Raw genomic sequence first — 25348 nt, 5'->3', positions numbered from 1 at the left:
ACGCAGGCGGGGCCGCCATCCCGGATCGCAACCGGCCGTTGGGATGCGCAGTCGCAGCATAGCGGCGCGTCTCCAGTCGCGCCCGATATCGCAATGCGATGCCGGCGTGCCAAATAAGAAAGAGAGCGGCCATGGCTTCCATCCTGTTGATCGAGCCTCATCCACTCTTGCGCCTGGGTCTGCGCCATCTGCTGGCGCAATCGCGGTTGCATGACGTCATCCTCGACATCGATCCCGACCAGCAGCTTCCCCTCCCCGCCGATGCGTGCGGTGCGGACCTGCTGCTGCTCGGCCTGCCGGCCGGGTCGGCCAGCGCAGGCACCATGCTGCTCGAGGCCGTCGCGCGCTTGCAGCCGAAGCGCATGCTGCTGCTGGCCGAATCGGTCGACGGGCTGGACCTGGGCGAACTGCCCGAGGGCGTGCGCGGCATCTTGAGCAAGCACAGCAGCGCCGATCTCCTCGACGCCGCGATCCACCTCGTGCTGGCGGGAGGCGAATGTTTCCCGGGGCATGTCACCGCCCCGGCCGCCCCGGCCGCCGAGCCCGCCCGCCACCCCGCGCCGGCTGGCCCATCGGCATCCGGCAGCGGCGAGACGGAGACCGAAACGCCGCTGTCGGGCTCGCACCTGCTGAATATCACCGAGCGGCAGTACGAAGTCCTCGTGCTGCTCGCGCGCGGCTACCCGATCAAGACCGTCAGCCGTGTCCTGAACATCTCGGTGGCGACTGCCAAGACGCACGCCTGCACGCTCTACCAGCGCCTGCAGGTGCGTAACAAGGGTGAGGCTGTCTACGTGGCCCTGCAGCGGGGCGCCACGCTGAACTGGCCGGGCCCGCAGCTATCGCTGCTGCCGCAGTCCTGCGTGCGCGAAGCGGCCTGAGCCGCGGCGGCAGGGCCCGGCCGCCGCCTCGCGCAGAGGCGGGCAGCGCGCGCCGGGCCAGCGCCTGCCTCATCCATTTGTCGGAGTCCTCTCGGCCAAACGCACGAAGCGTCGGCGGCTGCCGCTTGCTAGTCTTCGGACAGATCGCCCCGCTGCGCCGGCGGGGCGCGACACCGCCGTCCGTGCCGTCCACCAGGCGCGGCCCTGGTGCGGCCCCTGTCGAGAGAACACGTCAATGACGATCCTGCTGCTCGCCCACAATCGCCTGCTGTGCCAGACGCTGATGCGGCGGCTGCGCGCCGTGGCGCCCGCCGGGCCGGTCGCCCCGATCGCCCCGGTCGCGCGGCAGGAGCCCGAATGGCTGCTGGGCGCCGCCGCGGCAAGGCATCCCGAGGTCAAGGTGGACTTTGCCTTGCTGGACTGCAGCGATGCGCGCGCCGATCCGGCGGTGCTGCTGCGCGCCCTGCAGGCCCGCGTGGCACCGGCGCGCTGGCTGGTGCTGCTGCCGGCGCCGGACGTGGCGCTGATGCGCCTGGCGCTGGCACTGGGCGCTGGCGGCTGCATCGTCGGGCCGGCCCCGATCGAACGCGTCTGCCGGGCGAGCGATCTGGTGCGGGCCGGCGGGCAGTGCTTTCCCCGTGCGCTGCGGGGCGCGGGCGCTGCCGGCACCATGCCGCCGCATGCCTGCGCTGGCACGATCTCCTCCGTTTGTGCGAGGGGCGCTCCACCCCTCGGATGAGGCGGACCGGAGCATCGGCGGCTATGCTGTATTCCAGGTTGTCAATGAGGCAGCGCCCGACAAGCAGGCGCGCCCGGGTTGTGGCAGGGGGTCACATGAACGGCAGTCTCGATGTGCTCGTGGTGCGCGGCTTCGCCATGCGCGAGGGCCGCGGCAAATGGGCGTGTTGCTACGAAGTCCGGCTCGCCACCGCGCGTGATGAGCCCTTGCTGTATCGCGGGGAACTGCACGGCAGGTCCTTCGCTTCGGAGTCGGCCGCCGTCCTGGCAGCGCGCGAAGCGGGGGAGCGCGAAGCCTTGCTCCGGGTCGACTCGATCCGTGCGCAGATGCTGGCTTTGCACGCGTATTGCAGCATCAACGACGGGTGACGGCGGGTGCGGCAGCCTGGACTTCAGGCGGTATCCGGGACGTCACCGGCAGGAATCTGGAGGGGCGATAGATAGCGCGTGTTCGGGGGACCCGGAGCGATCCGGGAGCGCAATCGCCAAGGGCGATGCGCACATGCGCACTTCGGCGGCAGTGCCAGGCTGCGCCGGACCTCGGTGGCCGCGGCGGAGCCGGCAGCGACAAGCCGGTACGCCGTGGCCCATTTCTTTTGTTTCCGTCCCCAGCGCGGCCGCTGCGGCGAGTCCGCCTCTGCCCGGCGCCGGATGCGCGCCGCCCGGCTGCGCACGCTTCGGCGCGCCGGCAAAAAAGAAGCCCGCCGACCGGGGGACCATGCGGGCTCTGGAAAGCGGCGGGCATACTGCACGCCCGGCCGCTTCATCGAACATAGCGAATCGCCGCCGGCGCCTGTATCAACCAGAAGCAGCATGGCGGTTCAGGCGCGGATGTCAGGAGGGGCCTGCCCCGCCGCCGGCACGGCGCCTCTCATTCTTCTGGCTGGGTCATGCGTTCGCGTCCCCGCACAAGGGGGCGCCGGCGCACGGAGCACGGCCCGCTTCCCGTGCTATGTTGGGCCCCGCTTCGATTGCCATACGCGCCATACGCGCCACGCTTCCACCACGCGCTCCGCTGCCTTCGTTTCACGCGTCCTGCTTTTCGCCTTCATGCACTTCTGGCACCTTGTCACCCGCTTCGGCGAGAGTACCTACCTGCTGCCGAGCGCGCTGCTGATCGCGCTCTGGCTCTGCTATCGCCGCGCACCGGGCAGCGCCGTGCGCTGGCTGCTGGCGATCGGCCTGGCCGCGGGCCTGACGCTGGCGTCGAAACTGGCCTTCATGGGCTGGGGCGTGGGGATCGAGTCGCTCGACTTCACCGGCTTCTCCGGCCACAGCGTGATGTCCGCTGCCACCCTGCCGGTCCTGTTCTACTTGTGTACGCCTTCGTCCAGTCCGCGCCTGGCGCATGCCGGCACCGTGCTCGGCATTGCGCTGGCGCTGCTGATCGGCGTCTCGCGCCTGGCCGTGCACGCGCACAGCGTGTCCGAGGTGTTGGGCGGGCTGGCGCTGGGGCTCGGCGCCAGTCTGGTCTTCCTCGCCTGGCCCGGCCGTGCCGCCCTGCCTCGCAGCGTGGTGCCGCTGGCCGCCGCACTGGCGGCCTTCACCGCGTTGCACACCTTGCCGGTGCCAGGCCTCGGCGGCGCGACGCACCGCTGGGTGGAGAGCGTCGCAGTCTACCTGTCCGGCCGCGACCGCCCCTTCCATCGCGGCGAGTGGCGCGCCTTCGCGGCGGATGTCCTGCCCCTGCCGGCGGCACCCGCCTGAGCCGACGCCAAGCCGCCGCGCTCGCCATGCCCGGCGCGCGCCTTCCGAGCGCGCGCCTTGTGTGCGCGGCCCCACAGACACCGGTCAACCGTGACCGGAGCATGACGCCATCGGACCTGACTGTCGGGATGGAGATGGAATCATGGCGACCATCACCTCGCCTGCCGCGGAGCGCCGCACGGCCTTGGACTACCTGTACCGCATCGGCGACGGCGTCTGGGTGGCCACGTGCGGCATCCTGCTCGGCGCGCTGTACTTCCCTGACGGCTTGCGCGGCGCCTCGCCGGTACACGGTTTCCTGACGCTGTTGTGCGCCGTCGGCACGCTGCTGGTGTTTCCCGCCTTCGGCCTGTATGACTCCTGGCGCGGCCGCAGCCAGGCGGTGCTCGCTCTGCGGGTGCTCGCGGCCTGGAGCCTGGTCTATGTCGCAGGCCTGGTGGCAGCCTTCCTGATGCACCAGATCGGCCTGGTCTCGCGCTTGTGGTCGCTCGGCTGGTTCGCCAGCGTGGCGTGGGTGCTGGTGCTGACGCGCGTGATCGCCTTCCGCATGCTGGCCAGCGTGCGCGAGCTCGGCATCAACGCCAAGCGGGTGGTGATCATCGGCTATGGCCCGCTCGGCCACGAGCTGTTCCAGCGCGTGCTGCTGGCCAGGGATACCGGCTATCGCGTGGTCGGCATCTACCACGAGGGCCAGGGGCCGGTGCCGGGCGGCGTCGCAGCCTTGCATACCCTGGAGGACGTGTGCGCCTTCGTGCGCGCCCAGGGCGTCAGGGAGATCTGGCTGACGCTGCCGATGGCGGCCTGCCGCGACCTCTACGACGTGGTGCGGCATTTCCGCAACGACCTGGTCGACATCCGCTGGGTGCCGGACATCATGTCGGTCGAACTGCTCGGCCATCGCTTCAGCGAGTTCCTCGGGCTGCCGGTCATCGACCTGAACAGTCCGCCGGTGTCGGGCATCACCGGCACGTTGAAGAGCGGCTTCGACCGCGTCTTCGCCGCCGCGGCACTGCTCGGGCTGTCGCCGCTGCTGCTGCTGATCGCCTTGCTGGTCAAGTTGACGTCGCCAGGTCCGGTGCTGTTCTGCCAGACGCGCCTGGGCATGGACGGGCGCCCCTTCGAGGTCTACAAGTTCCGCACCATGCGCCTGCATGCCGACCACGGCGTCACGCAGGCGGTGCCGGGCGACGCGCGCGTGACGCGCATCGGCAGGATGCTGCGCCGGACCAGCCTGGACGAGCTGCCGCAGTTCTTCAACGTGCTGCGCGGCGACATGTCGGTGGTCGGTCCCCGTCCCCATGCGATCGAGCACAACGAGCTGTACAAGGAGCTGATCGACCGCTACATGCTGCGCCACCGCGTCAAGCCCGGCATCACCGGCTGGGCGCAGATCAACGGCCTGCGCGGGCAGACCGATACGGTGGAGAAGATGCGGCGGCGCATCGAGTTCGACATCTACTACATCCAGCACTGGTCGTTCCGGCTGGACCTGCTCATCATCCTGCGCACCGCGCTGCACGGCTGGACGGGCTCGGAGGTGTTCTGAGCGGCGGCCGGCCCTGGCGTGCCGCCTTGGTGCGGCAGCACACCGATGGGTGCGGCTCCGGTAGGTTCAATAAGACACGGGATTCCACCAGGAGGTCAGCAATGAAGGCAACGATCCGCAGCATCCTAGGCGAAGTGGCCCGACTGGACGTGCCGCTCGACTCCCTCGAGGACAAGTCGGACCTCTACGAGGCCGGTCTCTCCTCGCTTGCCACGGTCCACGTCATGCTCGCCATCGAGAACGCGTTCGATATCGAGATCCCCGACCGCATGCTGACCCGGCAGCTGTTCCGCAGCATCGATTCGCTGGCCGCCGCCGTCGAGCAGCTCAAGCAAGAGCAGGAGGCAGCATGAACGCACCCATTGCCAAGGACGAACTGGCGCAGGTCGGCGGCGAGTCCGCGCCGGCCTCCGCCCTGCTCAGCGCGGCACATGCCGCGGCGGCTGAAGCCGCCAGGCACGTCGAGCAGGTCGATCGCGATGCCTCCTTCCCGCACGATGCCTTTGCCGTGCTGCGCACGCATGGCCTGCTGGGCGCGATGGTGCCGCCCGCCTTCGGCGGCCCCGGGGCTTCGCTGGAGACGATTGCTGCCATCTGCCGCATCCTCGGCGCGGCCTGTTCGTCCACCGGCATGATCTACGCCATGCACCAGATCCAGGTGGCCTGCATCCTTGAGCACGGCGCCGGCAGCCCCTGGCACGAGGCGCTGCTGGCGCGGCTGGCGGGCGAGCAGCTGCTGCTGGCCTCGGCGACTTCCGAGGAAGCGATCGGCGGCGCGCTGCGCAACAGCGGCTGCGCGGTCAACGCCGAGAACGAGCGCTTCCGCCTGCTCAAGATGGCCACCACGATCTCCTACGGCGCCCATGCCGACGGCATCCTGGTCACGGCGCGGCGTCACGCCGACGCCGCCCCCTCGGACCAGGTGCTGGTGTGCGCGCTCAAGCCGGATTACACGCTGCAGAGCCTGAACGCGTGGGATACGCTGGGCATGCGCGGTACCTGCAGCAACGGCTTCCGCGTGGAAGCGGCCGGACACGTCGAACAGATCCTGCCGGTGCCCTTCGGCGAGATCGCCGACCTGACCATGACGCCGGTCTCGCACATGCTGTGGAGCGCGATGTGGATCGGCATTGCCGGCGATGCGCTGCAGCGCGCCAAGGGCTTCTTCCAGGGCCAGGCGCGCGCGCGTCCCGGCGCGCTGCCGCCCTCGGCCGCGCGCGTGGCCGAGGCGGTCAGCCTGCTGCAGATGATGGAAGGCCGCCTGGAGATGGCACTGGCGCACCAGCGCCAGCGGCGCAGCGGCCAGTCCACCCAGGGTGCGTTCGCGCTGGCCGCGGAGATGAACGGCCTGAAGACCGCGGTGTCGACCATGGCGCTGCAGGTGGTGCAGCAGGCCATGCTGGTGTGCGGCATGGCAGGCTACAAGCACGGCACGCCATTCAGCCTCGGGCGCCACCTGCGCGACCTGTGGTCGGCGCCGTTGATGATCAACAACGACCGCATCCTGAGCAATACCGCCGGCCTGCTGCTGGCGGACCGTTCCGATCGTCCCTGAAGGAGCCGACATGGATGCCAACCTCTCGCGTGGCGAAGCCCCTGCCGGCGGCTCGGCGTACGCGCCCGCCTTCCTCGACGCGCTGGTCGGCGCAGGCCTGCTGGTGCCGACCGGCGTACAGGGCCTGTACGGGCGCAGCGCCGTCTTCGAAGCGGTCGGCGACGGGCTCAACGGGGCCATCACCGCACTCGGCACCGACCAGCTGGCGGAGGTGCTGCGCTTTCCGCCGGCCATGGGCCAGCGCGATTTCGAGACCAGCGAGTACCTGCAGAGCTTCCCGCAGCTCGCCGGCACCATCCACAGCTTCTGCGGCGACGAGCGCGGCCACCGCCGCCTGCTGGCGCGGCTGCAGGACGGCGAGGACTGGACCGACCAGCAGCAGCCCAGCGGCGTGGTGCTGACCCCGGCGGCCTGCTATCCGATCTATCCGGTGATGGCGCGGCGCGGCCCGCTGCCGGAGGCGGGCAAGGTGGTCGACGTGCTGTCCTACTGCTTCCGGCACGAGCCCTCGCTCGAGCCGACCCGCATGCAACTGTTCCGCCAGCGCGAGTACGTCTGCCTCGGTTCTCCCGAGCGCATCGTGGCCTTCCGCCAGCTCTGGATGGAGCGCGGCCAGCAGCTGGCCCGCGCGCTGCAGCTGCCGCTCGAGGTCGACGTCGCCAACGACCCCTTCTTCGGCCGCGGAGGCAAGATCGTCGCCGACAGCCAGCGCGAGCAGAAGCTGAAATTCGAGCTGCTGATCCCGGTCAACGACGGCGCGCCGCCGACGGCGTGCATGAGTTTCAATTACCACATGGACCATTTCGGCGCGCTGTGGGATATCCGCCAGGCCGATGGCGGCGTGGCCCACACCGGCTGCGTGGGCTTCGGCATCGAGCGGCTGGTGCTGGCCCTGCTGCGCCACCATGGCCTCGACCCCGCGCGCTGGCCGTCAGGCGTGCGCGCCACGCTCGGGAGTGCCTGATGTACGGCGGCGCGAAAGGCAAGGCAGGCGCAGGCGCGTCGCTGCACGACGGCAACCCGGTGTGGTCCCACGCCAACCGGCACGTCGACCTGTGGGTCGAACTGTTGCACGGTTGGGAACTGGAGCCCATTGCCGCCTTGCCCTTCACGGTAGCGCAGGATTTCGAAGGGGACCAGTTCACGCTGTCGAGTTTCCCCGCCAGCGACCTCGAGCGGCTGTACGGCATCACCATGCACGAGCTGTCCGTCTACGGTGATCTCGAGTCCCATGTGGTGGCGCAGACCTGCCGCGGCAACGTGGTGCTGCTCGAAGTCGACAGCTACCACCTGCCGCAGCCGGGCGCCTACCGGCGCCAGCACGGCCTGTCGAGCATCGCGGTCGACGTGCTGGTGCCCGAGGCGGCCGCAGTCGGCTACTACCACGCGGATGGCTACCATACCGCCAGCGGTCCCGACTATGCCAACATCTTCCGCCGCCGCGGCGGCCTGCGCGACCCCGACGCGACCGCCCAGCCGCACGCCGAGGTGGTGCGGCGGCGCTTTGCGCCGCAGGACGGTGCTGCCATCCTGCGCGTCTCGCTCGACCTGCTGCGCCAGCACCTGGCGCACCGGCCGCAACAGAACCCCATCGCCACGTTCCGACGCGCCTTCCCGGCCCACCTGGAGCAGCTGATGGCACACGGCGAGCCGAACTTCCAGAGCTATGCGGCGAGTGTGCTGCGCCAGCTGGGCGCCAACTTCGAGCTGCTCGGATGCTACCTGCGCTGGCTGGCCGGGCAGGGCCAGCCGCTGCCCGCCGGGCTGGCGGAGGCCTGCTACACGGTGGCGTCGGAGGCCATGGTGATGCAGTTCCGCCTGATGCGCGCCGTCATCAGCCACAAGCCCGACCCCTGCCACGATTGCCTGGAGCAGCTCGAGCTGTCCTACCAGGCCAGCGTGCCGGCGCTGGCCGCGCATTTCGGCGTGGGGGCCGGATGAGCGCACGCGACCCGGCACCGGGCCCGCTCCAGGACGCGCCGGACGTTCCCGCCGGCATCGCCCTGGCCGACGCCACCTTGCGCGGCGAGTGGGGCTGGCTGCAGACCCTCGCCGGCGCGGCGGCCTCGCCCGAGGCGCTCGATGCACAGGCTGTCTGGCTGCCGGCGCCGGTGCCCGGCACCGTGGCCACGGCCATGCGCGCGGCCGGGCGCTGGGACGATGGCGCGCCGCCGCCGCTGCACCAGCACGATCACTGGTACCGCATCCGCTTCGCCGGCCACGGCCAGCGCCTGCTGCGCTTCAACGGCCTGGCCACGCTGGCCGAGGTATGGCTCAACGGCCGCCTCGTGCTGACCGCTCGGCACATGTTCATCGCCCACCAGGCCGAGGTGGATCTGGCCGGCGACAATACGCTGCACCTGTGCTTCCGTGCGCTGTATCCCTGGCTGCGCACGCAACGCGGCCGCGCGCGCTGGAAGCCGCGCATGATCACGCCGCCGTCGCTGCGCGCCGTGCGTACCACCCTCCTCGGCCATATGCCGGGCTGGTGCCCGCCGGTGCACGCAGTGGGGCCTTGGCGCGGCGTCGAACTGCTCGACCCGGCCGCCTGCGGTTCCTGGTCCGGCGTGCGTGCCGAATTGCGCACCAGGCTGGATGACGGCGGCGACGGCAGCGTCCGCCTGCTGCTGCGTTTTCCGGGCCCGGCGCCGCTGGCCGGCCACTTCGCCGTGCGCTGCGGCGCCGACGGCAGCGGCGGTGCCGATGGTCCCCTGCACCGCCTCGACGCGCATACCCTGGCCGGCGAACTGCTGCTGGCGCGGCCTCGGCTGTGGTGGCCGCACACGCATGGCGAGCCCCACCTGTACCGCGTCACGGCACGGCTGCCGGGTGGCGAGCTGGACTGCGGGCAGGTGGGCCTGCGCACCGTGGCGCTCGACGGCGACGCCGCGCAGGGCGCTTTCGCCCTGCGCGTGAACGGCGAACGCGTGTTCTGCCGCGGGGCCTGCGTGTCCAGCCACGACCTGCCCGGCCTGGCCGACACGGCCGAGGCGGTCGGGCCCTGGCTGGCGCTGGCGCGCGCGGCCGGCATGAACATGGTGCGTGTGAGCGGCGTCACCTGTTATCCCGGCGAAGCCTTCTACCGCCATTGCGACGAGGCCGGGCTGATGGTGTGGCAGGACTTCATGTTCGCCAATTTCGACTACGGCGACGACCCCGAATTCATGGAGGCGGCCGCGCGCGAAGTCGGCCAATGGCTGGTGTCGACAGGCGCGCATCCGAGCGTCGCCGTGCTGTGCGGCGGCAGCGAGGCCGAGCAGCAGGCGGCGATGCTGGGGACCGCGCGCGCCGACTGGCGCCAGCCCCTGTTCGACGCGCTGATCCCGCGCCTGGTGTCGGAACACCGTCCCGACGCCGTCTACGTACCCAATTCGCCGAGCGGCGGCGCCTGGCCCTTCCAGCCCGACACCGGCGTCAGCCACTACTACGGCGTGGGGGCCTATGAGCGGCCGCTGGCCGACGCACGCCTGGCCAATGTGCGCTTCGCCTCGGAATGCCTGGCCTTCGCCAACGTGCCGTGCGCGCGCACCCTGGCCGAACACGGCCTGACCCAGCCGCTGCACGATCCGCGCTGGAAGGCGCGCGTGCCGCGTGACGCCGGCGCGGCGTGGGACTTCGAGGACGTGCGCGACTACTATCTGCGCGAGCTGTACGAAGTGGATCCGCCGCGGCTGCGCTACGAGCGGCCGCAGCGCTACCTGATGCTGTCACGCGCGGTGGTGGCGGAATTGATGAGCAGCGTGTTCGCCGAGTGGCGCCGCGCCGGCTCCACCTGCGCGGGTGGCCTGGTCTGGCAGCTGCAGGACCTGCTGCCCGGCGCCGGCTGGGGCATCGTCGATGCGTGCGTGCGCCCCAAGTCGGCCTGGCATGCGTTGCGCGACGTGTGGCAGCCCTTGCAGGTGCTGCTGAGCGACGAAGGGCTCAACGGGCTGCATGTACACCTGATCAACGAAGGGCCACGGGCGCGGCGGGTGCGCCTGGAGCTGCGTTGCCTGCGCCAGGGCGAGACCGTGGCCGCCGAGGCGCGGCGCGAGCTGGAACTGGCGCCGCGCGCGGTGTGCCGGCTGGAGGCCGCCGCGCTGCTCGACCGCTTCTTCGACATGACCTATGCCTACCGCTTCGGCCCGCCCGCGCACGACGTCGTGCTGGCGGCGCTGTACGAGCCGGCGCCGGACGGGAATGCCGGGGCCGCCGGAGCGGCCGGGGCGGCTGCGCCGCTCAGCCAGTCGGTCTACCTGCCGGAGCGGCGCGCCGATGCGCTGCTGCCGGCCGAGCTGCGCGCCGAACTGGCCTGCGAAGACGGGCAGTGGTGGCTGACCGTGGCCACGCGCCGCTTCGCGCGCTGGGTCCATGTCGAGGACCACACCTGGCGCGCCGAGCAGGATTGGTTCCACCTCGGCCCGGGACAGTCGCGCCGCCTCCGCCTTTTGTATGATGGCCCGGCCGGCGCGGCGGCGCGCCTCATGCCTTCGGGCGAGGTGCGTGCCCTCAACGATGGAGGCCGCCCAGCCCGCTACGATGCCTAGTCCACTGAAACCCTGAAACCGGTCGATGCCTGCCATGCCATGCGGGCGCATCGCGTCGTTGCAAAGGCCGCCATCGCCGCGCTATGGCTGCGTTTTGCGCCTAACCGTGCGACATGGAGGCACCGCCGCCCGGGTGCGCTTGCCCGGGCGCAATGGACCAGCGCCGCAAGCGGCGCCCGCAACCCCGCCCGGGGCCGCATCGCGCACAGGGTCGCGCCGGGCCTCAGACCTACCGATGGAGGAGGCGGTATAGGCCTTATGCCTACTAACGCCGGCCCTTGGCTTGCCCCTTAATACAGTCAACGGCGCCGCCGCAGCGGGCGGTGCCGGAACGGAAACAAGGGCCGCCACGGCGCTGCCCGGGACATGCGGCGGCGCCTGCAGGCAAGGGGGCATCATCATGATCACGCATCGTTCTGACCTGCACGTCAATCACCTGCTCGGCGCGATTCCGCGCGCGGAATGGGAGGCGCTCGCTCCGTACCTGGAACTGGTGCGGCTGCGCGGCGGCGAGTTGCTGACCGGCGCCGGCCAGCGCATCGTCCATGTCTACTTTCCGACCACCGGTGTGGTGTCGCTGCTGTCGCTGCTGGAGGACGGTGCCACCGTCGAGTTCGCCGCGGTGGGCAACGAGGGGCTGGTCGGCATCCCGGTGGTGACCGGGGGCGACACCATGCCGTGCCGCGTCGAGGTGCGCAGTCCCGGTTTCGCCTACCGCCTGCCGGCGCGCGTGCTGCGCGGCGAGCTGGAGCGCCTGCACGTGCTGCAGCGCGTGACCCTGCTTTACGTGCAGGCGGTGCTGACGCAGATCGCGCAGACGGCGGCCTGCAACCGGCACCACTCGCTGAACAAGCAGCTGTGCCGCTGGCTGCTGCTCGCGCTCGATCGCATGGACTCCAATGAGCTCGTCATCACCCAGCAGGTCATCGCCAACATGCTGGGCGTGCGCCGCGAGGGGGTGACGGAAGCCGCCGGCAAGCTCGAAGACCTGGGCCTGATCCACCACAGCCGCGGCCACATCACCGTGCTCGACCGTTGCGGCCTGGAGCGCCATGCCTGTGAATGCTACAAGCTGGTCAAGCGCGAGTACGACCGCCTGCTGCCGGCGCTGGGAAACGCTTGAAGCGCCCGGAGCGCCCGGAGCGTACCGCCATCTCAGTCCGGCGCAGGCGTGCCGAAGTGCCGCACCAGGCCATCCATCACCTGCGCGTAGGCGCCCTCCAGTGCGTCCAGGCATTCGTGGCAGCCGTCGTGGCGGCGGCGCGCCACGGCGCGCGCCAGGCGGAACTGCAGCACCTTGCACTCCTCGGCGATGGTGCGCGCGGCCTCGGCCACCGGCGCGGGCACGGCGTGGCCCTGCGCCGCCAGCCATGCCAGGAAGTGATGCAGCATCTCGAAGTTGGCGCCGAGCTGGCGCGGCAGGTTGAAGCCGTAGTGATGGAAGTAAGCGTCGCCGCGCTCGAGAACGGACGCCACCTGGCCGTCGAAGACCTGGCGCCAGCGGCTCAGCGGATTGTCCGCCGGCCGTCGCGCCAGATGCAGCCGCAGCAGGTCGAGCGCGCCGTCGGCGAGCGCCTGGCCGCGCAGCGCCGGACGCACGCGCTTGACGCATTCGGCATAGGGAAAGAGCACGTCGCCGTTGCCGCTCAACGCGGGCGTCAGGCGCAGCAGCCCCTGGTAGTCGTCGCCCTCGGCACGGTAGTGGCCCAGGCTGTGGTAGTAGTCGAGCCATTGCGCGCCGGTATCGATGGCGTCGACCGCCGCCGTGGTCTTGACGTGGGCGCTCCGGTAGGACGTGGCGCGCGTGTCGGGCAGGTAGAAGCTGTCGAACTCCACCAGCACCACATGCCCGCGGCCCACCTGTGCGGCGACGTGGGCCTCCAGCGTGTCATAGACCGCCATCTCCTGCACCACGGTGCCGTACAGCCGCTCCAGGTCCATCGGCGGATACTTGAAGAAGGTGAAATGGTCGCCTTCGAAGTCTTGGGTCACGGTGAAGGGCAGGGCTGCCCGCGGCTCCAGCCGCCAGCCCTGCAGCAGCTCGATCCACAGGTCCATGTAGCAGTTGGTCTCCTGCCAGACCGCGTCGGCGCCGTGCAGGCTGCCGGTGGCCTGCGCGTCCTGCGGACTCTCCGCGCGCGCAGGCTCCAGGCAGCCGGCGCCCCCGTCTTGCTCGATCACCGCGTTCCGCTCCATCTCGCGCCTCCGCACAGTTCGGCTCCGCCTGCACCCGCTCCGGGCGGGCGCGCGGCAGCCTCCATTGCAGCCCGCGGCGCGGCGTCCTTCGGTGCGCTGTCGAACACTGGCGCACGCCTGGATGCCGGCGTTGCCGGCCGCGCGCGGCGGCCGGCAGCGTGTGCGGAAGCGAACAGATTCCGGCGACGCCACTTTCTACACTGCCTTTCATCCGCCGAACGCGCCGCGCCCGCGCCGGACGGCCCTGCCGCCGCTCCCGCCCGCTTCCTGCCCACTGCTTCCCTCGCGCCGCCGCCGGCAAGCGTACCCAATTCTGCGAGTGATCGCGCGCTGCCGGGCACGGCCGAGGAGGCATGATGAAGGCAAGGATCGGAGACAACGCCGCAGGCCAGGCGCAAGCAGGCGCGGCCGAGACCGCCCGGCTGCCACCGGTGCGCCCGGTGATCCTGGCCGGCGGCTCGGGCACGCGCCTGTGGCCGCTGTCGCGTGAGCACTACCCCAAGCAACTGCTCAACCTGGTGGCCGAGGACACGCTGCTGGAAGCCACCGCGCGGCGCCTGCAGGGCATCGCGGAACTGGCGGGGCGCGCGGCCGGCGCCGAGTCGCGCGCCATCGTGGTGTGCGGCGAAGAACACCGCTTCATGATCGCGCAGATGCTGGCGCATGCCGGCACGGGTGCCAGCATCCTGGCCGAGCCCTGCGGGCGCAATACCGCGCCCGCGCTGACCATGGCGGCGCTGCATGCCGTCGCCGAGGGCGGCGAAGGGGGCGATGCCGTGCTGGTGGCGGCCCCGGCCGACCACGCGGTGGCCGACACCGAGGCCTTCCGCCGCGCCGTCGCGCTGGCCGTGCGGCATGCCGACTGGGGTGCCATCGTCACACTGGGCGTGCGCCCGCTCGCTGCCGAGACCGGCTATGGCTACATCCGCACCGCCAGGCGTGAACGCATGGGTGCCTACCGCCTCGAGCGCTTCGTCGAGAAGCCCCACCTGGAGCTGGCCAAGCACTACGTCGAGGCCGGCGGCTACTGGTGGAACAGCGGCATCTTCGTGGTGCTGGCCTCGGTCTGGCTCAAGGCGATGCGCGAACTGCAGCCGGAGATCCTGCGCTGCTGCCAGGCCGCCTACGGCGCCGGCGCGAGCCAGGGCGATACCGTGCGTCTCGGCGCCGAAGCCTTCAGCGCCTGCCCGTCCGATTCGATCGACTATGCGGTGATGGAGAAGCTGCACGGCCAGCATGACCTGCACGCGATGCTGGTGCCGCTCGAGGCCGGCTGGTCGGACGTGGGCTCATGGGCCGCGATCTGGGACATCGCCGCCAAGGATGCGGCCGGCAACGTCGGGCGCGGGCGCGTGGTCTTCGACGGCGCCAGCGCCTGCCTGGCCCATTCCGAGGGCCGCCTGATCGCCTGCGTGGGCGTGCAGGACGTGGTGGTGGTGGAGACCGCCGACGCGGTGCTGGTGGTCGCCAAGTCGCGTGTGCAGGACGTCAAGAACGTGGTGCAGCGGCTGCGCGCCGAGCACGGCAGCGAAGTGGTCAACCATCGCAAGGTGCGCCGGCCGTGGGGCTGCTTCGACGCGATCGATCGGGGCGAGCGCTTCCAGGTCAAGCGCATCGTGGTGGATCCGGGCGCGAGCCTGTCGCTGCAGATGCATTACCACCGCGCCGAGCACTGGGTCGTGGTGCGCGGCACCGCGCGCGTGACCTGCGGCGACACCGTCAGCATCCTGTCGGAGAACCAGTCGACCTATATCCCGATCGGCACGCTGCACCGGCTCGAGAACCCGGGCCGGACGCCGCTGGAGATCATCGAGGTGCAGTCCGGCTCTTACCTCGGGGAGGATGACATCGTGCGCTTCGACGACAACTACGGACGACGTTGAGCGCGACGGCATAGCGCGTGCGGGAAGGAGGCCGGCGCCCCGGGGGGGCGTCCGGCGCGGAGTACAGCAGGACTGGGGATTTGCCGTGAGCAGACTATCGCATGCCGGCGTGGGGCCGGCCTCGGACAAGGCGGGCGGCGCGCAGTCGCATCCGGCGCGCCTCCTGGTCGATCATGCCGGCACCATCGCGGCGGCCGGCGTGTGCGGCATGCTGGCGGCCGCGCTGGTGGCCTTCTCGATGCCGTCGCAATACCGCGCGCAGGCACTGGTGCAGATGGAAGCGGCGGATGCCGGCCAGGGCGCCGGCCCTGCGCCGTTCGAGCCCGACATGCTCAGGAGCCGTACCGTGGTCGGGCCGGTGGTGGAGCGGCTGCGGCTGGACATCGTCGCCCTGCCCCAGCGCGCGCCCTTGCTGGGCGGACTCGCCGCGCGGCTGGCCGAGCCGGGCCACAGGTTCGGCCCGTGGCCGGAGAGCCTGGGCTATGCCTGGGGCGGCGAGCGCATCGCAGTGGACAGCCTGGCGGTGCCGGAGCGGCTGCTCAATGTGCCGATGCTGCTGGAGGTGCTGGCGGCCGGCGAGTACCGGGTATCGGCCGATGGCCACGAACTGCTGAACGGGCAGGTCGGCAAACCTGCCGCCGGCAACGGCGTGGAGATGCTGGTGGGCGCCATCGACGCGGCACCCGGCACCCGCTTCACGCTGGTGCGGCAGGACCTGCAGGGCGTGGTCGACCGCATCGCCCGCGAACTGCAGGTGGAAGCGTCGGCCGGCGCCGCCCGCACGGTGCGCATCGCCTGGGAAAGCGCCGACCGCCGCAATGCCGAGGCCCTCGTCAACGGCGTGGCGAACTCCTACATCCTCGGCCAGGCCACGCTGCGCCGCGACGACGTGGCCAGCACGCTGGCCTTCCTCAGCAGGGAATTGCCCCTCGCCAAGGCCGAGCTCGACCGCGCCGAGGAGGCACTGACGGACTACCGGTCGCGCTCCGGCACCTTGCAGCCGACCGCGGAGGCACAGTCCTTCCTCAACGGCAGCATGGATTACCAGCGCCAGATCGCTGCACTGCGGCTGCAGCGCACCCAGTTGCTGCAGCGCTTCACCACCGACTCCAACGAAGTGCGTACGGTGGACAGCCAGATCCAGCAGCTGGCCCAGGAACGCCGCGACATGGATGCGCGCCTGAAGAACGTATCGTTGTCGGAGCGGGAGGCGGTCGGCCTGACGCGGGACGTCAAGGTGGCCGAGGAAACCTATATGCAGCTGCGCAACAAGGTCCAGCAGCTGTCGCTGCGGGAGTCGGACAGCACCAGCGCGATGCGCCTGGTCGACAGCGCGGTGGCTTCGATGACGCCGGTCGGCGTCGGGCCGTGGCCGCTGACCGCCGGCGGCGGCCTGCTCGGCCTGGGCCTGGGGATGATTGGCGTGAGTGCGCGGCGGCGCTGGAAGCCGGCGGTGGCCGATGCGGGCGAGGTCGAGGACGAGTTCGGCGTGCCGATCCTGGGCGAGGTGGTGTTCAGCCGTGAGCAGGTCGAGCTCGAACGCCAGGTCGAAGCCAAGGCCAGCCTGGCCGGCGTGGCGGTGCTGGGCGGGCCCGATGCGCATGCGCTGGCACGCCTGGGCGATGCCGTGGCGCTGGCGCGCACGCGCGACGGCGTCGGCGAGGACGAGCCTCTCGCCGGACTGGAAGAGGACGGCAGCATGTCCCTCGCCGGCGACGAGCCGTGGCGGCTCGGCTTGCATGACCGCTTCCTGCTGGCCCGCTGCGCGCCGCATTCGCTGGCGGTGGAGGGGCTGCGCAATGTACGCGCCGCCTTGCACTTCGCTGTGCGTGGCGCGCCCGACAAGGTGGTGGCCGTGACCAGTCCGGCGTCCGGCGCCGGCAAGACCTTTGCCGCGGTCAACCTGGCCGTGCTGTTCGCCGAGGCCGGCCAGCGCGTGCTGCTGATCGATGCCGACCTGCGCCGGGGCAAGGTGGCGCGCTGGTTCGACCAGCCCGCCGAAACCGGCCTGGCCGAAGTGCTGGCGGGGCACATGCCGTTCATGCACGCGGTGCGCCCGACCGCGGTCGGCAACCTGTCGCTGCTGACCGCCGGCGCAATACCGCTCAATCCCTCCGAGCTGCTGATGCTGCCGCTGCTGGGCGATTGCCTGCGCGCGGCCAGCGCCTGCTTCGACCTGGTGCTGGTGGACACGCCCCCGGTGATGGCGGTGGCCGATGCCACGCTGGTCGCCAACCTCGCCGGCTCGACGTTGCTGGTGGTGCGCGCCGATGTGACGCCCCCCGAGCAGGTGCAGGAGACCCTGAAGCGGCTCGCGCGAGCCGATGCGCGCCTCGGTGGCGGCATCCTCAACGGCGTCACGCCCCGGCGCAGCAACCGCACCGACTTCGACGCCATGAATCCCTACCTGAGCCTGCCCCTGCCCCCTGCCGCGCAGCAGCGGCTGACGCAGACCCGGGCGATCGAGCGCAAGCCCTGAGCGCGCGGCCCGCGGCGGCGGGTCGGCGTACCCATTTCTGCGGGCACGTCCCGCCGGTGTGCGGCCCGCCAGCGCGCACCGTCCGCCAAGGAGCCGGCATGAAGCACATCGTCTTCGAGGGCTGCACCGGATGGCTGCATGGCGCGGCCGGCGACACCGGCGTCGTGCTGTGCGCGCCGCCCGGCCATGAGGGCATGTGGTCGCACCGGGCCTTGCGCCACCTGGCCGACGATCTTGCCGCCGCTGGCGTGCCGGTGCTGCGCTTCGACTACCACGGCACCGGCGATGCGGCGGGCAGCGACGAGGCGCCCGAGCGCCTGGCCTGCTGGATCGGCAATATCGTGGCCGCGGCTGCGCAGTTGCGCGCGCGCGCAGGCGTGCGGCAGGTGGTGCTGTGCGGCCTGCGCCTGGGTGGCAGCCTGGCCGCGCTGGCGGCCGAGGCGCTGGCCGGGCGCAACGAGGCGCCGGCCGCACTGGTGCTGCTGGCGCCGGTCGTCAGCGGTCGCGCCTTCCTGCGCGAGATGCGCGCCCTGCACGTCAACTGGCTCAACAGCATGGCGCCGGACCTGGCCTCGCGCGCCCCGCGGGAAGGCACGCTCGAGGTACTGGCGTATCGCCTGGGCGCCGACACGGTGCGCGCGCTGGAAGGGCTGCGCCTGGACCGCCGCGCCGGCTGTCCGGCACCGCGCGTGCTGGTGCTGGACCCATGGCCGGGTGCCGCCTCGACGGTGCAGGCCTTGTGTGCGCACTACCGCGCGGCCGGCGCCGAAGTGGAGGAGGAGGGGTTCGCCGAGTATGCCGCGCTGATGCAGTCGACCGAGAATGCCGCGGTGCCGGAACAGGCGTGGCGGCGGGTGGCGGCGTGGATCCGGCAAGCTGCGGCCACGGCCGCCGAAGCTGCCGCCGGCCAGGCGATCGCCGACGCGCCGGGGCCTGATCGGGCCGACGACACGGAGTTCGCCGTGGAGGGCGTGCGCGAGCGCGCCGTGTGGCTGGACGCGGGCCGGCAGTTCGGCATCCTGTGCATGCCGGCCGGAGCCCGCCGCGCTCCGCTCGGGGTGATCTTTCCCAATACCGGCGGCAACCATCACGTCGGCGACGGCCGGCTCTTCGTCTCGCTGTCGCGCCGCCTCGCGCGCAGCGGCGTGGCGGCGCTGCGGCTCGACCTGGCCGCGCTGGGCGACAGCCCGCAGGCGCGGCGGCGCATGAGCATTCCGGAGATCTACGCGGTCGCACCGCGCGAGCAGCTTGCCGCAGCGGTGGAGTGGATGCACGGGCAGGGCTTCGAGCACATCGTGCTGGCCGGTGTCTGCTCCGGCGCCTTTCTCAGCCTGCATGCCGGGCTGGCCAGCGACAAGGTCTGCGGGCTCGTGCTGGCCAACCTGCTGAAGTACACCTGGGGCGAGCAGGACGTGGCCACGCTCGGCCAGGCCGAACAGCCGCTGAGCCTGCTGTGGTATGCCGCGCGCCGGCCCGGCAACTGGCTGCGGCTGCTGCGCGGCGATATCCGCCTGCTGCCCTTGCTGATGGGCTGCGCGCGCCGGGTACGCGCGCTGGTCGCCTACCGCCTGGAGCGCGTGCAGGCGGCGTTGCGCGGCGGAGCATCGCGCAAGGCGGCCGGGGAGGACGATGGCGAGGCACGCACGGCGCGCGAATTCGCCTGGGCCGCGGTGCGCAAGCTGGACCGGCGCGGCGTGCGCACGGAGTTCCTGTACGGTGCCACCGACATCGGCCTCGAAGAGACCGCGCAATGCCTGGGCCGCAACCTGGAAGCGCTGCAGGGACTGTCCCACGTCGCCGTGCAGCGCCTCGATTGCCTGGATCATGCGCTGTTCCTGCGCGAAAGCCAGGACAACTTCGGCGACCACGTGGTGCGGCACGTCGAGGCGCTGCTGGCGCGCCAGGCCGACCCCGGCCGCCCGGCCGAAGGCACCGCCACGCCGCCCTTGGCGGCGCGGGCGCAGTCATAGTCCGCGGAATCGCGGAATCGCGGAATCATGGAACGCCCGCACGCCGCCCCGGCGCGCCGCGCGCGGACCCGGCGGGCGGGCGCAGCGTACGCTGTCGCACCGAATCCCGCGCGCCACGCCGGCACCATGAGGAAGGGCGCAGAGGCCGCGCGCCGCGAGGAGGGCGACATGATTGCCGACACCGTGCAGGACCGCATCAACAGGAAGGCATGGACCAGCTGGGGCGCGCGCCACTGGTTCGCCGTGGCGGCCGATGTCACCGATCCGGGCGAGGCGGCGGCGCTGGCGCTGGTGGCCGATGCCGCGCGCGGCGCGCCGCTGCTCGACGTCGGTGTCGGCGGCGGACGTACGGTGCCGATGCTGCGCGCGCTCAGCCAGGACTACGTGGCGATCGACTACACGCCGGAGATGGTCGAGATCTGCCGGCGCAACCATCCCGGCGTGGCCGTGCACCAGATGGACGCGCGCGACCTGTCGGCCTTTCCCGACGACCATTTCGGCCTGGTCATGTTCAGCTTCAACGGCATCGACGCGGTGGATCCCGCCGGACGCGCGGCGATCCTGCGCGAGTTCGCCCGCGTGCTGCGTCCGGGCGGCCTGCTGCTGTTCTCCACGCACAACCTGCGCGGCCCGAGCTACCGCGAGAACCTGACGCGCTTCCTGCGCCTGCCGCGCTGGTCGCCCAATCCCCTGCGGCTGGGCTTCGACACGGCGCGCATCGTCGTCAACCTGCCGCTGGCCACCATCAACTACCTGCGCCACTCGCGGCTGAACCGCGAGTTCGATGGCTATGCGCTGCGCGTATGCGCTGCTCACAAGTTCGGCATCGTCATCCACTACATCGAGCTGGCCGCGCAGCAGCGCGCCCTGCTCGAACTCGGCCTGCGTACCGAGGCCATCTTCGGCAACCTGGACGGCCATGCGCTGCGCGGGCAGGAGGATCTCAGCCAGGTCTACTGGTTCCACTTCGTCGCCAGGAAAGGTTGAGGGGCGGGCGTCGGCCATGAGCGGCATCTCGGTCCTGATCCTGACCAAGAACGAGCAGCAGGACCTGCCAGGCTGCCTGCAGTCCGTGGCCTGGTCGGACGATATCCATGTCTACGACTCGATGAGCACCGACCGGACCGTGGAGATCGCCCGCGCGCACGGTGCCAAGGTAGTGCAGCGTCCGTTCGACAACTGGTCCGCGCACCAGAACTGGGGGCTGCGCAATATCCCTTTCCGCCACGAGTGGGTCTACTACACGGATGCCGATGAGCGCGTGACGCCCCAGCTCGCCCACGCCATGCAGCTGGCCGTGACGGACCCGGGCGATGCGGTGGCCTTCCGCGTCTCCCGCCGCGACCACCTGCAGGGGCGCTGGCTGCGCCACGTCACGCCGACGTCGTTCTACATCCGCCTGTTCAAGCCGGCCAGCGTTCACTACGAGCGGCTGATCAACCCGGTCACCATTGTCGACGGCGAGGTGCGCGACCTGGCCGCGCACATGGACCACTTCCCGTTCAGCAAGGGGATGTCGCACTGGTTCGACAGGCACAATCAATACAGCTCGCTGGAAGCCCGCCAGATCGTGCAGAACCGGCAGCAAGGCACGTCGTTCAGCGTGCGCAGCGCCCTGCTCGAAAAGGACCCCGGCCGGCGCCGCTATCACCAGAAGGAACTCTACTACCGGCTGCCGATGCGCCCGCTGCTGATGTTCCTGCTTCTCTATGGCTTGCGGCGCGGCTTCCTCGACGGCTCGGCCGGCCTGACGTACGCGCTGCTGCGGGCCTACTACGAATACATGATCGTGCTGAAGGTACGAGAACTCGATCGCGCCGACGGCAGCCAGGACAGTCAACGCAGCCAAGGCAAGCAAGGCAGCCAGGGCAGCCAGGGCAGCCAGGGCGGCTGACACCGGATGACACCTGAGCGCGGTCCGCCGCGCATGCGTGGCCGCGCCTTGTCTCGCCTCGGACGGCGCCGCATGCCGGCGGCGCCGGATTGCCGCGGCCTCAGGCCTGCCTGCTGCCGGTGCCTCCGTACTGGTTCAGGTAGCGGTACTTGCCGAAGCGGTAATGGGCCCGGTACCAGCGGCCATCGACATTGAGGCCGTTGAACAGCACGCCCTTCACTTCTCCGCCCGCCTGCTGGATGGCCCGCTGCGAAGCGATCAGCTCGTCGGGCGTGGTCTTGTCCGCGCGCGCGACGAGGAAGACGGCGCCCGCCCGTGCGGCCAGGATGCCGGCATCGGCGGCGGCGAGGACCGGCGGCGTGTCGAGCAGGACGATGTCATAGCTTGCCTGCAGCAGGTCGAACAGGCGGTCCATGTTCGGGCTCTGCAGGAGGTCCGCGGCCTGGGGCGGCTGGGCGCCGGTCGCGATGAAGTCGACGCCCGGCAGCACGTCGCGCTGCAGCACGGCATCCAGCGCGGTCCCGGCCAGGTACTCGCTGAGTCCGGGGCTGCGATGCGTGCTGAAGCGGTGGTTGAGCCCGCCGCGACGCAGGTCGGCGTCGACCAGGACCACCCGGCGTCCGCTGCTGGCCATCACGGCGGCGAAGTTCGAGCACACGAAGGACTTGCCGACGTCGGGGGCCGGGCCGGTGACCAGCACCACGCGGTTGCGGCTGTTCAGCAGGGCGAACTGCAGGGCCGTGCGGAAGCCGCGCAGGCTTTCCAGGGCGGGGTCGTCCGGGCTGTCGCGCGCCAGCAGGCCGCGCGACGGCGCGTCGCCCTGCCGCCTGCCCTGCTGGGGAGAGAACGGGATCGTGCAGTAGACCGTCATGCCGGTGAGCCGCTCGATCTCGTCCGCGTCGGTGATGCCGCCGTCGAGCGTGCGGCGCAGGACCACCGCCAGGACGCCGGCGACCAGGCCGAGCACGATGGCGGCACCGCCGATCATCAGGCGCTTCGGCCGCACCGGATAGAGCGGGACGTCGGCCATGTCCACCAGGCGCGAAGTGCCGATCTTGCTGGCCCGCACCAGCCGCAGCTGCTGCACGTCGTTGAGCAGGGACTGGTACAGGTCGGTGCTGACCTTGACGTCACGCATCAGGCGCAGCACGTCCTGCTCGACCTCGGGCAGCTTCTCGATCTTGCCGGTCACGCCATTGAGCTGGGAGCTCAGGCTGGCGATCTGGCCGTCCAGGATGGCGATGATGGGGTGGTTCGGCGTGAAGCGGGCGATCAGTTCCTGGCGCTTCTGGCGCAACTCCTGCAGGCGCGTCTGGATCTGCACCGATTGCGTCAGCACCAGCTTGGATTCCTCGCTCAGGTCGATCGTGCCGCGCCTGTTGCGCATGGCGTTGTAGCGGCTTTCGGCGTTCTCCACCTGCTGCTTGAGCAGCGGCAGCTGGGTCTCGAGGAACTCGAGCGATTTCTCTGCCTCGGCGGCCTTGCGCCGCACGTTCTGGTCGACATATTCGGTGCCGATCGCGTTCAGGATGGCCGCGGTGCGCTCGGCGGAGCTTCCCTCCAGCGAGATGCCGATCACGCCGCTCTGCTTGCCGCGCTCGAGGATCACGAGCTGGTTCTGCAGGTTGTCGATGGCCACGCTGCGGGCAATGTGGCGCACCACGAATTTCGCGCCCGGGCGTCCGTCCAGCTGGCTGATCAGGATCGTCACCGGGCCGCCCGGCGTCGGGATGACGAGCGGCGTTCCCACGGTGCCGGTGGCCGTCACGCCCTCGCTGTGCAATTCGGCACGGAATTGGTCCGAGGCCAGGGCGGTCACCATGATGGGACGCCCCTCCACCCGGACCGGCACGTCGAGCCTGGCGACGGAGATCGCTTCGGCACCCCACGCAAAGCCGCCCCAGCCGAGCAGGCCCGGCTCGGAGAGCACCGGGTTGTAGCGCGCGATCGCGGTCCCGAGCAAGGGGAAGTAGCGCGGCGCCGCCTCGATGTTCAGGTGCAGGGAGTCGACCGCCTTGCCGACCACCATGCGCGAGCGCAGCAGCTCGATTTCCGCGGCCGCCGCCGGCTTGACATCGAGCGCGGGGGAGACGCTGGCGACCAGCTTGGCGGTGCTGCTGGGCGTGGCGCCTTCCTCCACCTGGATCAGGATATCGGTGCGGTACACGGGCTTGGCCAGGAAGGCGTACGCCAGTCCGGAGCAGGCGATGACGCCGACCATCAGCAGGAAGGTCCAGCGGTAGCGGACCAGCACATCGAGGCACTCGGTGAGGTCGATCGGCCTGCTGTCCTGGCCGGTCGGCTCGTAGTCCCGGCCCGTCGCATTCTCTGTGCTCATGATGTCTCCCGGAAGCCAGCCGGAGACGCATCCCCGGCGATCTTGCCCGCCCACGAATCGACGCCCTGACGGATCAGGCTGAAGGCGAGGAGGAACAGGCCGTGCGTGCCGCCGTAGGGGTCGGGAACATCGAGGTCCAGCGACTCGCACAGGCGGAACGTCCTGCCGTGCGCGGCAGGAAAGCTCTGTTCGACCATTTCCATCTGCTGCGCCTCCATCACCAGGATCAGGTCGGCGAAGTCGACCATGGCCGCGTTCAAGCGCTGCGCCCGATGCTCGTCCATGGCGATGCCTTCGAGCGCCAGCAGCCGGCCGGCGCGGGGATCGACCAGGGCGCCCACCGCCGGCGCGATGCCCGCGGAGATGACCTGGCACGCGGGCAGGCTGCGCCGCAGCAGCGCTGCCGCCATCGGGCTGCGGCAGCGGTTGCCGAGGCAGACCACCAGGATGGATCGGATCATCTACCGTTCCTTCAAGGCTTGATGAAGCTGGAGGTGCCCACCACCGGCTGCACCAGCAGGCTCATCACGCGGCTCCAGCGGACCACGCCGCGCGCGTCCACGTAGACCACGTCCTTGGGCTGCAGCTCGAAGCCTTCGGCGATGGCCAGCGCGGCGGGCGACGTGCCGTCCAGGTGATAGACCTTGGGGGCGTCGCTCAGTCCTTTGCGGATGACGAAGATCTCTTCAGCGTTAGCGGTGGCCGGATTGACACCGCCGGCATCGCCCAGGGCCTCGTTCAGCGTCATGCGGCCGTTGCGCATCAGCAGCGAGGTCGGGCGCACCACCTCGCCGGTGACGAAGATCTTGCTGTCTTCGCGCTGCTCGACGCGGACGATGTCGCCGGACTTCAGCAGGATGCGCGCCGGATCGACGCCCTTGGCCAGCAGGGCCGGGATGTTGACGTACCAGCTGCGGTCGCCGCGCGTGACGCGGATGCGGCTGTTGTCGCCGGTCTGGTTGAGCACGCCGCCGGCGCGGTTCAGGGCCTCCACCAGGGTCATCGGCGCATCGTCGATCGCCAGCATGCCCGGCGTCTTCACTTCGCCGTCGACGTAGACGCGCTGGCTGCGGAAGCCCAGCACGCGCACCGTCATCTGCGGATCCCTGACGACGCGCGACAGCACGCGCGCCATCTGTGCGCGCACTTCGTTGGCGGTCTTGCCGGCGACCCGCATGACCCCGGCGTACGGAAACTGGATATCGCCCTGGGGACTGACCACGTACCCCGGCATGTTCGAGCCGCCGGTCGAGGTGGGGATCTCGAAGGCCGCGCCGATGCTGTAGGTCTGCGTCGGGAAGACCAGTTCCGGATGATCCCAGACCACCACGGAGATGATGTCGCCGGTGCCGATCCGGTACGGCTGGGGCTGGCCGAACAAGGCTTCGACGTCCTGGTTGGCGACGGGGGCCTTGTTACGCAGTTCGCGCACCAGCTCCAGCGTGATCGGGGTGACCTCGGGAATCGCGTCCGGTCCCATGGCGCTCACCGGCGCGCCGGCGCTGAAGTGCATGCCCGGAGACGCCGCGCAGGCGCCCAGCAGGATGCAGGCGCCGAGCGCGAGGCAGCGCGCGCGCGCCATGGCCCGCGCCGTGCCGGCGGCATCTGTGCTGGAGAGCGAGCGGCTTGGATGCA

Annotated in this window: 20 protein-coding genes; 16 read left to right on the top strand and 4 right to left on the bottom strand. The window is 70.9% G+C overall.

The window, feature by feature from the left end; translation table 11 throughout:
- The first annotated feature begins 131 nt into the window (after positions 1-131).
- The 11 genes from BKK81_RS21760 (at position 132) to BKK81_RS21710 (ending at position 12076) form a co-directional block, all read left to right on the top strand.
- Positions 132-881: a helix-turn-helix transcriptional regulator gene (locus BKK81_RS21760; RefSeq protein WP_071017644.1), complete on the top strand. Its 750-nt coding sequence runs from the start codon at positions 132-134 to the stop codon at positions 879-881.
- 235 nt (positions 882-1116) lie between these two features.
- On the top strand, positions 1117-1620 hold the full coding sequence (locus BKK81_RS21755) for a response regulator transcription factor (protein ID WP_071017642.1): 504 nt from the start codon (positions 1117-1119) through the stop codon (positions 1618-1620).
- 95 nt (positions 1621-1715) lie between these two features.
- Complete coding sequence (locus BKK81_RS21750; RefSeq protein WP_071017640.1) at positions 1716-1988, top strand: hypothetical protein; 273 nt, start codon at positions 1716-1718, stop codon at positions 1986-1988.
- Positions 1989-2669: 681 nt separating this feature from the next.
- Positions 2670-3326 (top strand): phosphatase PAP2 family protein, encoded by a 657-nt coding sequence (locus BKK81_RS21745; protein WP_071017638.1) that lies wholly within the window; start codon positions 2670-2672, stop codon positions 3324-3326.
- Between the two features lie 142 nt (positions 3327-3468).
- Positions 3469-4872, top strand: a complete 1404-nt coding sequence (locus BKK81_RS21740) for an undecaprenyl-phosphate glucose phosphotransferase (protein WP_071017636.1) — start codon at positions 3469-3471, stop codon at positions 4870-4872.
- A 101-nt stretch (positions 4873-4973) separates the two neighbouring features.
- On the top strand, positions 4974-5225 hold the full coding sequence (locus BKK81_RS21735) for an acyl carrier protein (protein ID WP_071017634.1): 252 nt from the start codon (positions 4974-4976) through the stop codon (positions 5223-5225).
- On the top strand, positions 5222-6427 hold the full coding sequence (locus tag BKK81_RS21730; protein ID WP_071017632.1) for an acyl-CoA dehydrogenase family protein: 1206 nt from the start codon (positions 5222-5224) through the stop codon (positions 6425-6427). The genes BKK81_RS21735 and BKK81_RS21730 overlap by 4 nt, the downstream gene beginning before the upstream one ends.
- Before the next feature lie 10 nt (positions 6428-6437).
- A complete protein-coding gene (locus BKK81_RS21725) occupies positions 6438-7391 on the top strand; it encodes an amino acid--[acyl-carrier-protein] ligase (RefSeq protein WP_071017630.1) in 954 nt (317 codons plus the stop codon).
- Complete coding sequence (locus BKK81_RS21720) at positions 7391-8368, top strand: DUF1839 family protein (RefSeq protein ID WP_071017628.1); 978 nt, start codon at positions 7391-7393, stop codon at positions 8366-8368. Before BKK81_RS21725 ends, BKK81_RS21720 begins: the two co-directional genes overlap by 1 nt.
- A complete protein-coding gene (locus tag BKK81_RS21715; protein ID WP_071017626.1) occupies positions 8365-10953 on the top strand; it encodes a glycoside hydrolase family 2 protein in 2589 nt (862 codons plus the stop codon). The genes BKK81_RS21720 and BKK81_RS21715 overlap by 4 nt, the downstream gene beginning before the upstream one ends.
- Before the next feature lie 400 nt (positions 10954-11353).
- Positions 11354-12076, top strand: a complete 723-nt coding sequence (locus BKK81_RS21710; protein WP_071017624.1) for a Crp/Fnr family transcriptional regulator — start codon at positions 11354-11356, stop codon at positions 12074-12076.
- A gap of 32 nt (positions 12077-12108) precedes the next feature.
- Here the strand turns inward: BKK81_RS21710 and BKK81_RS21705 are convergent, their stop codons facing one another.
- Positions 12109-13149, bottom strand: a complete 1041-nt coding sequence (locus BKK81_RS21705) for a DUF1839 family protein (protein ID WP_071017623.1) — start codon at positions 13147-13149, stop codon at positions 12109-12111.
- A 356-nt stretch (positions 13150-13505) separates the two neighbouring features.
- Between BKK81_RS21705 and BKK81_RS21700 the strand changes: the two genes are divergently transcribed.
- The 5 genes from BKK81_RS21700 (at position 13506) to BKK81_RS21680 (ending at position 21375) form a co-directional block, all read left to right on the top strand.
- On the top strand, positions 13506-15032 hold the full coding sequence (locus tag BKK81_RS21700) for a mannose-1-phosphate guanylyltransferase/mannose-6-phosphate isomerase (protein ID WP_156811416.1): 1527 nt from the start codon (positions 13506-13508) through the stop codon (positions 15030-15032).
- 85 nt (positions 15033-15117) lie between these two features.
- Positions 15118-17511: a polysaccharide biosynthesis tyrosine autokinase gene (locus tag BKK81_RS21695; RefSeq protein ID WP_071017619.1), complete on the top strand. Its 2394-nt coding sequence runs from the start codon at positions 15118-15120 to the stop codon at positions 17509-17511.
- A gap of 98 nt (positions 17512-17609) precedes the next feature.
- Positions 17610-19481, top strand: a complete 1872-nt coding sequence (locus tag BKK81_RS21690) for a serine aminopeptidase domain-containing protein (protein ID WP_071017617.1) — start codon at positions 17610-17612, stop codon at positions 19479-19481.
- A 168-nt stretch (positions 19482-19649) separates the two neighbouring features.
- The gene (locus BKK81_RS21685) at positions 19650-20468 is read left to right on the top strand and encodes a class I SAM-dependent methyltransferase (protein ID WP_071017615.1); all 819 of its coding nucleotides are present in this window, start codon (positions 19650-19652) and stop codon (positions 20466-20468) included.
- A 16-nt stretch (positions 20469-20484) separates the two neighbouring features.
- Positions 20485-21375: a glycosyltransferase family 2 protein gene (locus BKK81_RS21680; protein WP_071017613.1), complete on the top strand. Its 891-nt coding sequence runs from the start codon at positions 20485-20487 to the stop codon at positions 21373-21375.
- Between the two features lie 100 nt (positions 21376-21475).
- On the opposite strand, the gene BKK81_RS21675 is transcribed toward BKK81_RS21680, so the two are convergent.
- From BKK81_RS21675 to BKK81_RS21665, 3 genes are read right to left on the bottom strand one after another with little or no spacing between them, the layout of a single operon-like run.
- Positions 21476-23713, bottom strand: coding sequence for a polysaccharide biosynthesis tyrosine autokinase (locus tag BKK81_RS21675; RefSeq protein WP_071017611.1), 2238 nt, complete (start codon positions 23711-23713; stop codon positions 21476-21478).
- Positions 23710-24174 (bottom strand): low molecular weight protein-tyrosine-phosphatase, encoded by a 465-nt coding sequence (locus tag BKK81_RS21670; protein WP_071017609.1) that lies wholly within the window; start codon positions 24172-24174, stop codon positions 23710-23712. The genes BKK81_RS21675 and BKK81_RS21670 overlap by 4 nt, the downstream gene beginning before the upstream one ends.
- Before the next feature lie 11 nt (positions 24175-24185).
- Positions 24186-25295 (bottom strand): polysaccharide biosynthesis/export family protein, encoded by a 1110-nt coding sequence (locus tag BKK81_RS21665; protein WP_071021981.1) that lies wholly within the window; start codon positions 25293-25295, stop codon positions 24186-24188.
- Positions 25296-25348 lie beyond the last annotated feature (53 nt).

The sequence above is a fragment of the Cupriavidus sp. USMAHM13 genome (assembly GCF_001854285.1).
Classification (GTDB): Bacteria; Pseudomonadota; Gammaproteobacteria; order Burkholderiales; family Burkholderiaceae; genus Cupriavidus; species Cupriavidus malaysiensis.
The sequence above is the reverse complement of the archived record's forward strand: the minus strand, read 5'-3'. Positions and strand labels throughout refer to the sequence as shown.